The sequence below is a fragment of the Streptomyces sp. NPDC046915 genome (assembly GCF_040644935.1).
In the GTDB taxonomy this organism is placed as follows: Bacteria; Actinomycetota; Actinomycetes; order Streptomycetales; family Streptomycetaceae; genus Streptomyces.
In genome coordinates this window covers 305,944-318,131 of record NZ_JBEYXB010000007.1, presented here as the reverse complement: position 1 = coordinate 318,131, position 12,188 = coordinate 305,944, and the positions used below count along the sequence as shown (strand labels likewise).

10 protein-coding genes and 1 tRNA gene are annotated in these 12,188 nt (G+C 69.5%); 1 reads left to right on the top strand and 10 read right to left on the bottom strand.

Annotated features, from left to right (window positions below):
• Positions 1-30: 30 nt before the first annotated feature.
• The 3 genes from thrS to ABZ915_RS20490 all read right to left on the bottom strand — a co-directional run bounded on the left by thrS (position 31) and on the right by ABZ915_RS20490 (position 3,901).
• Complete coding sequence (gene thrS / locus ABZ915_RS20500; RefSeq protein ID WP_361804678.1) at positions 31-2,007, bottom strand: threonine--tRNA ligase; 1,977 nt, start codon at positions 2,005-2,007, stop codon at positions 31-33.
• Positions 2,008-2,111: 104 nt separating this feature from the next.
• On the bottom strand, positions 2,112-3,338 hold the full coding sequence (locus ABZ915_RS20495; RefSeq protein WP_361804675.1) for a hypothetical protein: 1,227 nt from the start codon (positions 3,336-3,338) through the stop codon (positions 2,112-2,114).
• Positions 3,335-3,901 carry a DUF4365 domain-containing protein gene (locus ABZ915_RS20490; RefSeq protein WP_361804672.1) on the bottom strand — a complete coding sequence of 189 codons (567 nt, stop codon included), beginning with the start codon at positions 3,899-3,901 and terminating at the stop codon, positions 3,335-3,337. The genes ABZ915_RS20495 and ABZ915_RS20490 overlap by 4 nt, the downstream gene beginning before the upstream one ends.
• Positions 3,902-4,069: 168 nt before the next feature.
• Here ABZ915_RS20490 and ABZ915_RS20485 point away from each other — a divergent pair, with 168 nt between their 5' ends.
• Positions 4,070-4,795 (top strand): 3'-5' exonuclease, encoded by a 726-nt coding sequence (locus ABZ915_RS20485; protein WP_361804669.1) that lies wholly within the window; start codon positions 4,070-4,072, stop codon positions 4,793-4,795.
• Positions 4,796-4,834: 39 nt separating this feature from the next.
• Here ABZ915_RS20485 and ABZ915_RS20480 read toward each other — a convergent pair.
• The 7 genes from ABZ915_RS20480 to ABZ915_RS20450 all read right to left on the bottom strand — a co-directional run bounded on the left by ABZ915_RS20480 (position 4,835) and on the right by ABZ915_RS20450 (position 12,101).
• Positions 4,835-4,906, bottom strand: a tRNA-Val gene (locus tag ABZ915_RS20480).
• A 39-nt stretch (positions 4,907-4,945) separates the two neighbouring features.
• The gene (locus ABZ915_RS20475) at positions 4,946-5,392 is read right to left on the bottom strand and encodes an SRPBCC family protein (protein WP_361804666.1); all 447 of its coding nucleotides are present in this window, start codon (positions 5,390-5,392) and stop codon (positions 4,946-4,948) included.
• Positions 5,393-5,516: 124 nt separating this feature from the next.
• A complete protein-coding gene (locus ABZ915_RS20470; protein ID WP_361804663.1) occupies positions 5,517-8,255 on the bottom strand; it encodes a Tat pathway signal sequence domain protein in 2,739 nt (912 codons plus the stop codon).
• 115 nt (positions 8,256-8,370) lie between these two features.
• On the bottom strand, positions 8,371-8,961 hold the full coding sequence (locus ABZ915_RS20465; protein ID WP_361804660.1) for a hypothetical protein: 591 nt from the start codon (positions 8,959-8,961) through the stop codon (positions 8,371-8,373).
• A gap of 10 nt (positions 8,962-8,971) precedes the next feature.
• Positions 8,972-9,847 (bottom strand): carbohydrate ABC transporter permease, encoded by an 876-nt coding sequence (locus ABZ915_RS20460; RefSeq protein WP_361804657.1) that lies wholly within the window; start codon positions 9,845-9,847, stop codon positions 8,972-8,974.
• Entirely contained in the window at positions 9,844-10,800 is a 957-nt protein-coding gene (locus ABZ915_RS20455; RefSeq protein ID WP_361804654.1) for a sugar ABC transporter permease, read from the bottom strand. Before ABZ915_RS20455 ends, ABZ915_RS20460 begins: the two co-directional genes overlap by 4 nt.
• 14 nt (positions 10,801-10,814) lie before the next feature.
• Positions 10,815-12,101, bottom strand: a complete 1,287-nt coding sequence (locus tag ABZ915_RS20450; RefSeq protein WP_361804651.1) for an extracellular solute-binding protein — start codon at positions 12,099-12,101, stop codon at positions 10,815-10,817.
• Positions 12,102-12,188: the final 87 nt, after the last annotated feature.

The following is a 12,188-nucleotide window of genomic DNA, read 5'->3' as shown; positions in this document are numbered from 1 at the left end:
GCTCCCCGGAGGCCCGCTTGAGCCCGCGCGTCAGACCTGCGTCCGCTCCTCGACGACCCGCGCGATCTTCGCGATGGCCTCGTCGAAGGGGATGCCGTTCTCCTGGGAGCCGTCGCGGTAGCGGAAGGAAACGGAGCCGCCCGACATGTCCTCGTCGCCCGCGATGACCATGAAGGGCACCTTCTGCTTCTGGGCGTTGCGGATCTTCTTCTGCATACGGTCCGAGGAGGAGTCCACCTCGACCCGCAGCCCCTTCCGCTTCGCCGCGGCGGCGAACTTCTCCAGGTACTCGACGTGCGCGTCCCCGATCGGGATGCCGACCGCCTGGACCGGGGCGAGCCACGCCGGGAAGGCGCCCGCGTAGTGCTCGAGCAGCACGGCGAAGAACCGCTCGATGGAGCCGAACAGGGCGCGGTGGATCATCACCGGGCGCTGCTTGGAGCCGTCCGGACCGGTGTACTCCAGGTCGAAGCGCTCCGGCAGGTTGAAGTCGAGCTGGATGGTCGACATCTGCCAGGTACGGCCGATCGCGTCCTTGGTCTGGACGGAGATCTTCGGGCCGTAGAAGGCGGCGCCGCCCGGGTCCGGAACCAGGGGCAGGCCCTGCTTCTCGGCGACCTGGCGAAGGGTCTCCGTGGCCTCCTCCCAGACCTCGTCCGAGCCGACGAACTTCTCCGGGTCCTTGGTGGACAGCTCGAGGTAGAAGTCGGTCAGGCCGTAGTCGCGCAGGAGGCCGAGGACGAAGGTGAGCGTCTTGTCGAGCTCCTCGGACATCTGCTCGCGGGTGCAGTAGATGTGCGCGTCGTCCTGCGTGAAGCCCCGGGCACGGGTCAGACCGTGCACGACGCCCGACTTCTCGTACCGGTACACGGTCCCGAACTCGAAGAGGCGCAGCGGCAGTTCACGGTAGGAGCGGCCGCGCGCGTCGAAGATCAGGTTGTGCATCGGGCAGTTCATGGGCTTGAGGTAGTAGTCCACGCCCTCGTCGAGCTGCATGGGCGGGTACATGCCGTCGGCGTACCAGTCCAGGTGCCCGGACGTCTCGAAGAGCTTCCCCTTCGTCGCGTGCGGGGTGTAGACGAACTCGTAGCCCTCCTCCTCGTGACGGCGGCGCGAGTAGTCCTCCATCACGCGGCGGACGACGCCGCCCTTGGGGTGGAAGACGGCGAGGCCGGAGCCGATCTGCTCGGGGATCGAGAAGAGGTCGAGCTCGCTGCCGAGCTTGCGGTGGTCGCGCTTCTCGGCCTCGGCGAGGAAGTCGAGGTGGGCCTTGAGCTCGTCCTTGGACGGCCAGGCGGTGCCGTAGATGCGCTGGAGCATGGGGTTCTTCTCGCTGCCGCGCCAGTAGGCGGCCGCGTTGCGCATCAGCTTGAACGCCGGGATGTTCCGGGTGGTGGGCAGGTGGGGACCGCGGCAGAGGTCCTTCCAGCACAGGTCGCCGGACTTCGCGTCCAGGTTGTCGTAGATCGTCAGCTCGCCGGCGCCGACCTCGACGTCCGCGCCGTCGTCGGCGGAGGCGGAGCCCTTGAGGCCGATCAGCTCCAGCTTGTACGGCTCGTCCGCCAGCTCCTCGCGGGCGGCGTCGTCGGTGACGACACGGCGGGAGAACCGCTGCCCCCGCTTCTGGATCTCCTGCATCTTCTTCTCGATGGCCTTGAGATCCTCGGGCGTGAACGGCTTCTCGACGTCGAAGTCGTAGTAGAAGCCGTCCTTGACGGGCGGGCCGATGCCCAGCTTGGCCTCGGGGAACAGCTCCTGCACGGCCTGCGCCATGACGTGCGCGGTGGAGTGGCGCAGGATGTTCAGGCCGTCCTCGGAGGAGATCTCGACGCCCTCGACGGTCTCGCCGTCCCGGACCTCGTAGGCGAGGTCCCTCAGCTCGTCCCCGACGCGCGCGGCGATGATCGAGCGCTCGCCGGCGAAGAGCTCGGCGGCCGTAGTGCCCGTCGTCACCACGCGTTCTTCCCGCTCGGAATCGCGTTGGATGATCACACGGACGTCTGACACCGGTCTCTCCTGACTGAAGATGGGATACGGCGCCATACCAGGGGCGCGCGCATGACTGCGATCGTACCGACCCCGGGCCGCCGACCGCGAAACGGTCACCGTCCTCAGTCCTCCGCCCCGCCCGCCTCCCCGAAGAAGTCGAGGTTCTCGTGCAGTGACTTGAGCAGCTGGTCCCGCTCGGCGTCGTCCACCTGTACCGGTACGACCCCGCAGGCACCGGTGAGCCTGCGGAAGCCGCCCCGGCTCTCCAGCCGCCCCCGCACCCGCACCGGCAGTCCGACGAGGTGGGCGTGCCCGGCGATCCGGTAGTCCTCCTCGCCCAGGGTGACGCGGACGTGCGGCACCTCGGCGCCGGCGATCAACCGCAGCCGTACGGTGCCCTCACCGCGCGGCCCCGGCCTGCGCATCCGCACCACCGTCCCGGTGATCCGCACCGGCACCGCGGGTTCCTCGCGCAGATAGCGGGCCCCGGCCTCGCGCAGGGCGGGCAGGTCGCCGGGCGAGAACTCGACGGGTTCCGCCGAGGCCGCACAGCCCTCGGGCACACCGGCGGCCGGCGCCCACTCGACCGCGATCCGGGCGCCCTCCGTCCCGCGCACGAGGGCGATGAGGGCGTCGGTCAGCTCACGGCTGACGCCCGCCTCGACGGCGCCGTCGAAGGCGTCCATGCCACCGGTGGCCCGCTGGTAGTCGATCGCCTCACGGGCGGCGTGCAGGGCCTGGTGGAGGCGTACGGCGAGGGGGCGTGCGGTGCCCACGGGGGCGAAGGCGGTGAGGGGGCGGCCCGAGGCCGCCGGGCCGACGAGGACGTGCTCCAGCAGCGCGGCGGCCGGCCGGCGGTGCCGGGCGCCGTGGTAGCCGGCACGCGCGCGCGTGGCGAGCGCGGCCGCGAGGAGGGTCTGGCGGGCGGCGGTGCGCAGCTGCTCCTCGACGGTCCAGGGGGCGGCGCCCACGGGACCGGTCGGCGCGTCCCGCCACCAGTGGATCTCGTCGCTGGGGACGGCGAGGGAGACGAGCACCTCGCGGGCGGAGGGCGTGCCGCTGCGGGTGAGGGCGAGGAGCGCCTCGCCGAGCAGGTCGTCGCTGTCGGGGAAGTCCCGGCTCTCGGGCACGAGCAGGCTGGTGCCGGTGCCGCCCGGTCCGGGCGGGGTCCAGCGGCCGTACCGTCCGGAGGCTCCGCCGCGCCGCTGCCAGCCGTGCCGGTGCAGCAGGGCGCTCAGGACGGCCGGATCGACGTCGGCGGGGTCGGGGGGACGGTCCCAGGGGGCGGCGGGGCCGTCGGGATGCGGCCTGACCTGCCGCAACGGCTCTTCGAGGGGGCGGTGCGTCACGGTCTGCCTCCCGTCCCGACCCGCGCCATGATCTCGCACAGCGCCCGGTCGTCGAAGATGCGTGAAGTCGGTATCCGCACGGTGGTCCGGTGCCGTCCGGTGACGGGCCGGCCGGCGAGGTTGATCCAGTAGCAGCAGTGCCTGAGGTCGAGGCGGTCGTGGCTGGCGCGCAGCCAGTCGTCCTGGGATCTCGGCACGAGCATCACTACGAGGATCTTGTGCACCGTGACGGGTGTGCGGGCGAGTTTGCGCAGGTGGTCGTTGTCGAGCGTGAAGGAGAAGAAGCGGCCCGGAGGATTGGGGGCGATCTGGTAGGTGCACTTCAGCTGGACCTTGATGGTCACCTCGTCGTCGACGGTGTGCCCGGGTGCGCTGTGGCTGACGTGCCAGTCGATGCCGTTGTCCGGGAACGGCTGGGACAGCGAGCAGCCCGCCGCCGCGGCGACCGCGTGCAGATAACCGACCTGCAGTGTCTCCATGCAGGCGGTGGTGGCGAGTGTGCCGCGAAGGGGGCCCGTGCGTTCGGGCAGCAGCCCGCCCCGCTCGGGCTGCGCTATCGCCATGACGAACAGCCTTCCACGCCAAGGATTTCCCCGTTGCGGGCCGCTGAACTGCAAAGACCCGTACTCCTGTTGTGTCCTTCCGGCGTACGGCGCAAACAGCCCGGGTATCACCAAACAGGCAGAAGACGGTACGTCAGCTGCCGTGGGTGAACGAGGAGTTGTGGTCGTATGACGTGCTGGTACGAGGGGCCGCTGGCCGCCTTCGACACGGAGACGACGGGCGTGGACGTCGAGACCGACCGGATCGTGTCGGCCGCCGTCGTCGTTCAGGACGCCCCGGGGACCCGGCCCCGGGTGCGCCGCTGGACGGTGAACCCGGGTGTCCCGGTGCCCGAGGGCGCGACGGCGGTGCACGGACTGACGGATGAGCATCTTCAGCGCAACGGCCGCTGGCCGGCGCCGGTGATGTACGAGATAGCCGAGGAACTGGCGGAGCATGCGGCGCTGGGCCGTCCGCTGGTGGTGATGAACGCGCCGTTCGATCTCACGCTGCTGGACCGGGAGTTGCGCCGCCATCGCGCGTCCTCGCTGGATCGCTGGTTCGAGGCGTCGCCGCTGCGGGTGCTCGATCCCCGGGTGCTGGACAAGCACCTGGACCGGTACCGCAAGGGCCGCCGCACGCTGACCGATCTGTGCGCGCACTACCAGGTGACGCTGGACGGCGCGCACGACGCGGGAGCGGACGCCCTGGCGGCGCTGGAGGTCGTACGCGCCCTGGGGCGCCGCTTCGCGACGCGGCTGGAGCGGCTGACGCCGACCGAGGTGCACGCCCTCCAGGTCGGCTGGCACGCGGCACAGGCGCGCGGGCTACAGGCGTGGTTCGCGCGCAGCGGCTCCCCGGAGGAGGTGGACCCGGCGTGGCCGCTGCGTCCGGAGCTGCCGGCGGCGGCATGACGAAGGCCGGTCCGCGGATACGGACCGGCCTTATCCCGGTGGGCGATACTGGGTTCGAACCAGTGACCTCTTCGGTGTGAACGAAGCGCTCTCCCACTGAGCTAATCGCCCGGGAACGCACTGAACAATACAGGTCCGGGCGGGCTTCCTTCAAACCGCTTGCAGGTACCTCAGCAGTCCGCGCCGCCCGGCCCGCATCATCAGCCGGTGATTGGCGCGGAAGAGCGGCCGTCCCGGTACGGCCAGCCGTCTGAGCAGCGGCTTGCGCACGTCGACGACCTGGTCGTAGCGGGCCATGGATCCGGAGCCGTGCGGGGTGACGGTCCAGCACACCCGGCCCTCGATGTCGCCGGACAGGGTGGCCTCGAGGATTCCGGACGCCGGGTCGCGGCGCGTCTCGCGCGCGGTGAAGGTCATGTCGTACGGCAGGACGGAGCGGATGGTGATGACGCCGGTGGTGTCGTCGAGCCGGGTCACCGCCCGCACCTGGGGCCACCAGCGGGGGTACTCCTCGGCTCGCTCCAGGGCCTCGTACACGGCGGTGGTCGGCGCGGGCAGGGACCACAGGCTGCGGAAGCGGTAGTGGGACCAGTCCATGGGCAGAGTCTGCCCTGGTGGAGGCGTCTGACTGAGTACGCGTACTCATGCGGCTCAGCGTGACGCGGACCACACTCGGGGAACGAGCGCCGCCGCCCGTGCGACGGCGCTCCCCCCTCGCACCCTAGGACGGCATCCTGTCGCCGAGCAGGGCCAGGTTCTCGATGGCCGCGAGGCCGTAGAGCGCGGTGTCGTTGGTGGACACCCAGCTCGCCTCGCTGCCGGACACCAGGGTGGCGGGGCCGCTCAGCCGCTCCGTCTTCCACGGCGAGGACTCGGTGTAGCCGTCGGAGCCGTAGAACTTCGTCCAGGCGCGCTGGGCGAGTGTCGCGTCGCCGGTCTGGACGGCGGCGTACGCGTCGAGGCGCGAGTGGCCCTGGAACAGCAGCAGGGAGCCGAAGTCGGAGCCGTACCGGGCCTTCTGGTCGGCCTTGGTGGCGTTGAAGTAGCGGCAGTAGTCGAGGTAGGCCTCCTTGAACTTCGGCAGGTCGACCAGGTGGATGAGCTCGGCGCACAGCTCGTTCAGGCCGAAGACGGCCGACAGGTGGGAGACGGAGACCACCGGTGTGCCGGCCACCGCGAACCTGCCGGTGTCGAGGTCGTACAGGCCGCTGCCCTGGACGAAGCCGTTGGGCTGGGCGGCGATGCCCTCCATCGTCGACAGCACGCGCGCCTTGGCCTTCTCCCACTTGGGGCCCTTGCGCTCCCACTCCGTCAGCCAGGCCGACACCAGGCCGCTCCAGTCGGTGCCGAAGCCGATCGACAGGGCGTGCCGGTCGGGCGTGTAGGGGTCGGTGCGCACCTTGCGCTGCGGGTCGAGGACGAGGAACGTCTCGTCGGAGTCGACGTTGGCGTGCATGAGGTCGCCGACGCGTTCGTCCGCGGTGAGGAAGTAGTAGAAGCGGCGGTAGGTGGTGTTGGCGATGCGCTGCTGCTTGGCGCTGTCGGCGAAGTGCTGCACACCGTGCCGGGTGCCCAGGCCCGCCCATTCGCCGAGGTGGTAGACGTCCACCTCGCCGGTGTGCCGGGTCATCGCCTCGGCGAAGCGGAAGATGTCGGAGCGGCCGCTTCTGAGGTACGCGTACCAGAGCCAGAGGTCGGGCGAGAGTTCGGAGTTGTCCCAGGCGTAGCCGCCGATGTCGTAGCGCCAGACGTGCCGCGCGGAGTCGTAGGTGTGCATGATGTCGCCGTAGTCCCAGAAGCCGTACCAACGGCGCATCTCCACCTGGTCCTTGTAGTAGGTGAAGAGGAAGTCGAGGTGGTCCTCGATCTTCGCCTTGGCGGCGGTGGAGCGGTCGGGCTCGGAGTACAGACCGGGGCCGAAGACCTTGGCCTTGATGAGCTGCTTGGGCGGGGCGGCGAGCTGCGGCGGTACGCGTACGGCGTTCACCTGGTCGGCGAGGGTGTCGGCGCTCGGGGTGGAGTCGTTGGCCCAGAAGAGGAGCTCGGAGGTGCGGGCGATGCCGTACGGGGTGCCGAACTTCGGCTCGTAGTCCTCGTAGGTGATGTTGAGGCCCTCGAGCTGTTCGGCGTAGGTGTCCTGGCCCATGCCGTCGTGGTAGAAGCGCAGGTCCATGGGCTGTGCCTCGGGTGACCAGAGCCAGAGGGTGACGGTGGCCTCGTCGGTGTGGGCGTCGCGGATGTCGAGCTGGGCGGGGAACTTCTCCCAGAAGTCGCGCAGCCCGAAGGAGAGTCCGCCGCTCGCCCCGCCGACGTACCCGAAGCCGGAGGCCCGCTTGCCGCCGCCGGCGCCGATCCAGCCGTAGCCCTTCTTGGTGCGCTTGCGCAGGGTGAAGCCGTCAGCGGAGAGCTGGGAGAGGGTGTAGTCGCCCCAGTGCGGGATGTACTGGAGGCGGGTGGTGACCCGCTGGTCCCAGGTGGAGGGGTCGGGCAGCTTCTGGCCCGCGTACTGGGCGGCCTGCACGGCGGCGCCCGGGTCGCGGCGCAGGCCGGTGATGCCCTGGACGGCCTCGCGCAGCAGGCCGGTGCTCTCGCCGCCGATGCGGATGTGCCGGTCGTAGGCGGCGTCCCGCATCGGCACGCAGAAGCGGACGCCGAGGCCGCGGATGAAGTCCCCGCTCGCCTTGCCGGGCTCCAGCGTGCCGTCGTAGGTGATGGTGTGCACCATCCGGAAGGAGTCGGCGCCCGCGTAGAAGTAGAGGCGGAGGGAGAAGGGCAGCCAGCCACGGTCGCCCTTGCGGTGCTTGCCGTCGACGCGGACCACGGCGCGGACCGGGCCGTCCTGCTCGACCGTGACCGACGAGATGGCGCCGTCGAAGCGTTCGGTCCTGACGGTGCCCTGGTCCTCGTCCTCGACCTCGGGCTGACGGATGAGCACCAGCCGCCCGTTCTTCGCGATCTCCGTCGCACCCCGGGTGACGGACTTGATGATCGTGGAGCCGTTCTTGCCGATCCTCGCGGTGATGACGCCGGTCGACACGTCGATGGTGCCGCCGCTCCTGTCCACGGTGACCTTCTTGACGGGGATCTCCGGTGCACCGGCCTTGAGGGTGAGCTTGCCGGAGCCGGAACTCACCGCGTGGGCGGTCCACTTGAGGGAGCCGTCGGGCCAGTGGGCGAGCGGCCAGGACTGTACGGGCACGTCCTTGCCGTCGGCGTCCGTGATCGCGAAGGTCTGGTCCTCCTGGTACGCGCCCATCGGCCAGGGCACGCCGACCGTGGAGCCCGGTGCGGCCCCGAGGCCGCCGTCCTCCAGCCAGTCGAGGGTCACCGGGTCCGCGGCGTCGGCTGCCGCTCCGGGCGCGGCCTGCGCGTCGCTCGTCCCCAGCGCCCAGCTGAACTGGGCGGCGGCTCCGGCGACCGCGGCGGCCTTGAGGAGGGATCTGCGGGGGATGGGAGACATGAGAGTTCGACCTGTCCTTTCCGTGCGGGAAGTCTGGATGCGTGCGGATGGTCAGGGGCATGACAGGCAGCGGCACGGCGCCCAGGGCACCGGCCTTGATCGAGGGCACCGCCGGTCAGCGGTGCCGGTACCGCTCCTCCACGGCGACGGCCGCCGCCGCGACGGCCCCGAGCACGGGGACCGCCAGCGGTGCGACGATCAGGGCGGAACCGGCGACGAGGACGATGCCGCCGACGAGCAGGAAGGAACCGGTGGGGTCGAGGACCGTACGCCGGCCGGCTGCGGCGAGGAGGTCCCGCCAGGTGTCGCCCGGGGCCCAGACGGCCGCCGCGCGCAGCCCGGCGACGACGGTGCCGATCAGCGCGAACAGCCCCACCGCCCCGACGAGCGGGCCACCGGGCAGCCCGGCCCGCACCGCCCGCACATCCACCCACACCAGGGCCGCCGCGGCCCACCCGGCGAGCCCGACGGCCCAGCCGCCGCGCAACGCCGTCCGGAAGTCCACGGTGAACTCCCGCCAGCCTCCGCCGTGATGGGCCGTACGGCGCCGCAGGTGCCGGGCCCCGGCGGCGAAGGCGGCCGGGTAGGTGACGACTCCGAGCGAGGCGACCGCGATCCACACCCCGGTCAGCAGACACTCGGCGAAGACCGCGAACCGCTCGGAGAACACGGACTCCTTGCGTGCCTTGACGCGTGCCTCGGCCATGGCGTCCCCCTCAGCCCTTCAGTCCGGAGGTCGCCATGCCGTCGATCAGGTACCGCTGGAAGGCCATGAAGAAGGCGATGACCGGCACCAGCGCCACCAGCGACATCGCGATCATGCTGCCGTAGTCGGAGATGCCCTCCTGGTCGCGGAACATCATCAGGCCGAGCGAAACGGTGTACTTCGAGGGAGTGTTGAGGTAGATCAACGGGCCCATGAAGTCGTTCCACGCATTGATGAAGGTGAAAATGGCGCTGGTGATGATGGCGGGGCGGCTCAGCGGCAGCACGATGGACCAGTAGGTCCTCAGGTGCCCGCAGCCGTCGAGCTTGGCGGCCTCGTCCAGCTCGCGCGGCAGCCCGCGCATGAACTGCACCATCAGGAAGACGAAGAACGCCTCCGTGGCCAGGAACTTGCCCGCCACGAGCGGCACCAGCGTGTCGACGAGTTCCAGCTTGCGGAACATCACGTACTGCGGGATGAGCAGGACGTGGTACGGCAGCAGCAGCGTGCCGATCATCAGCGTGAACAGCAGGTTCCGTCCGGCGAACCGGATCTTGGCGAAGGCGTACGCCGTCAGCGAGCTGGACAGCACCACACCGACCACGGCGAGGACCGCGTACATCAGCGAGTTCACGAAGAAGCTGCTGATGGAGATGCCGGAGATACCATCGGCGAGCCCGGAGAAGTTCGCCCACACCGGCTTGCCGGGCAGCAGGTCGAGGCTGGCGATGATGTCCTTGCTCGGCTTGAACGAGGCACCGACCACCCAGACCACCGGGTACAGGACGACCGCGAGGACGAGGAGCGCGCCCACGTGCCAGGTGAACGATCCGAGGCGCCGCCGCTCGCTCGTCGCGCGCGCAACAGGGCTGGTGGCACTGGTCACTTGGCGGCCTCCTCGTAGTGCACCCACTTCTTCTGCGACCAGAACAGAACCGCCGTGACGAGCGCGACCGCGACCACCAACGTCCAGGCCATCGCGGCGGCGAAGCCCATCTGGGCCTCCTTGAAGCCCTTCTGGTAGAGGTAACAGGTGTAGACGAGTGTGGCGTCGGCGGGCCCGCAGCGGGTGTCGGAGACGATGTATGCGGAACCGAACACCTGGAACGCGTGGATGGACTCCAGCAGCACGTTGAAGAACAGCACGGGGGAGATCATCGGCAGCGTGATGTCCCAGAACCGCCGGAAGGGACCCGCCCCGTCCACCTCGGCCGCCTCGTACAGCTCCCGCGGGACCTGCTTGAGACCGGCCAGGAAGATGACCATCGGCGCACCGAACTGCCAGATGCTCAGGGCGACCAGGGCGTAGATCACGTAGTCCGGGTTGCCGATCCAGCCGCCCACGTGGAGACCGAAGATCTTCTGCGTACGGTCCACGATCGCGTCGTCCGAGAACAGCGCCCGCCACACGAAACCCACGGAGACGCTGGCGCCGATGAGCGAGGGCAGATAGAACGCGGCCCGGTACAGGGCCTGTCCGCGCCGATTCTGCGCGAGCAGCAGCGCGACGCCGAGCGCGAGCAGCAGCTTCAGCGGGGTGGCCACGACGACGTACTTCAGCGTGACCTGCACCGACTTCTGCCAGCGCGGGTCCTGGAACATCGTCGTGAAGTTGTCGAGGCCCACCCACTTCGGCGGTGTGAACAGGTTGTAGCTGGTGAACGCGTAGTACAGCGACGCGATCATCGGGCCCGCCGTGAGCAGCAGGAAGCCCGCGATCCACGGCGACATGAAGAGATAGCCGGCGATGTTCTCGCGGCGCCGCCCGCGCCGCCCGGCGGCGGGCGCGGCGGACCGCTTCCCGGCCGGGCGCGCGGGCGCTTCCTTGACGAGCGTCATGGTGGTACGTCCCCTCAGCCCGCGAACGCGGCCTTGGCCTCGCTGAACAGCGTCTTGGCGGCGTCGGCCGGCTTGGTCTTGCCCTGGGCGACCTCGCCGCCGATCCGCAGGAACGCCGCCTCGACGATGTCGGCACCGGACGGGTGCGGAGTGATCTTCCCGAGGACACCGGCCTTGGCGACCTCCTCCTCGTACGCCGCGACGCCCTTGTTGTTGGCATCGGTGGGCTTGAACGCGTCGTACTGCTCGGTCGTGGCGAGGATGCCCCGGTCGTAGCCCATGATCTTGCCGACCTCGGGATCGTGGACCATGAAGTCGATGAACTGGGCGGCTTCCTTGGGGTGCTTGGTCCCGGCGAAGGCGCTCAGCATCAGGGAGCCGAGGTACTGGCCGGTGTCCTTGCCGTCCACAGTGGGGATCGGCGCGAGCCCGTAGTCGGAATTGCCCTCGCCCTGGTAGCGGATGGAGAAGTTGTCCCAGGTGAACTCGGACGCGGCGAGCCCCGCGGAGAGACCGGACTTGGGCTTGACCTGCTCGATCTTCTTCGGGTCGGCGACGAGACCGGACTTCACGCGCTTGTAGCCGTCCTCCCACCACTGCGTCAGATCGTCCTCGGTGAAGCCGAGAGCGCTGTCGGTGAAGAAGGCCTTGCCGTTCTGCCGCAGGTACAGGTCGTAGAGGTACATGATGCTGAAGTAGCCGGTGTCGCCCGCGATCTTCAGCTTGTCCTGGATCGTCTGCAACGCGTCGAAGTAGTCGTCCCAGGTCCAGCCGAACTTCGCCTCGACGCCTGCCTTCTTGAAGGCCTTGAGGTCGATGACGAGTGCCATGGTGTTGGCCCCGACGGGAACGCCGAGCTGCTTGCCATCGGCCTGACCGGCCGTCAGGACGCCGTTGCGGAAGTTCTTCAGGCTCAGATTTCCCGCCTCCGCCTGCGTCTTGAGATCCATCAGAACTCCGCGCTTGTCGTACTTGCGCAGGAATCCGACCGCATTCTGGAAAACGTCCGGCGGATTCCCGCCGGAGGCCTGGGTCTGGAACCTCTCCCAGAACGCCTCGTAGTCGGTGAATTCAGGCTTGATCTTGATCTTCGGATACTTCTTCTCGAAGAGCGTGATCGTCTTTTTGATGGCGATGGTGCGCGGCTCGCCACCCCACCAGGCGTAACGGAGCGTCACCGTCCCGTCTCCGGAACCGCTGCTCTCACCGCCACACCCGGTCGTCAGTCCCAGCCCGAGCGCGGCCGCCCCCGCCCCGGCCGCCCTCAGGATCGTACGCCTCTCGAAGTTCCTGCCGATCACCACTGTTGGGCCTCCCCGCAGCCTCATCACCGTGCGCATGAATCGTTTCAAGTAAGCGCTTGCTGGCACAAGGTACGGAGGGGCTGA

Bases quoted from the DNA above. Each gene is read 5' to 3' on its own strand.
- ABZ915_RS20475 (WP_361804666.1), bottom strand. From the start codon at position 5,392: ATGGACTGGTCCCACTACCGCTTCCGCAGCCTGTGGTCCCTGCCCGCG.
- ABZ915_RS20470 (WP_361804663.1), bottom strand. From the start codon at position 8,255: ATGTCTCCCATCCCCCGCAGATCCCTCCTCAAGGCCGCCGCGGTCGCC.
- ABZ915_RS20485 (WP_361804669.1), top strand. From the start codon at position 4,070: ATGACGTGCTGGTACGAGGGGCCGCTGGCCGCCTTCGACACGGAGACG.
- ABZ915_RS20465 (WP_361804660.1), bottom strand. From the start codon at position 8,961: ATGGCCGAGGCACGCGTCAAGGCACGCAAGGAGTCCGTGTTCTCCGAG.
- ABZ915_RS20490 (WP_361804672.1), bottom strand. From the start codon at position 3,901: ATGGCGATAGCGCAGCCCGAGCGGGGCGGGCTGCTGCCCGAACGCACG.
- ABZ915_RS20455 (WP_361804654.1), bottom strand. From the start codon at position 10,800: ATGACGCTCGTCAAGGAAGCGCCCGCGCGCCCGGCCGGGAAGCGGTCC.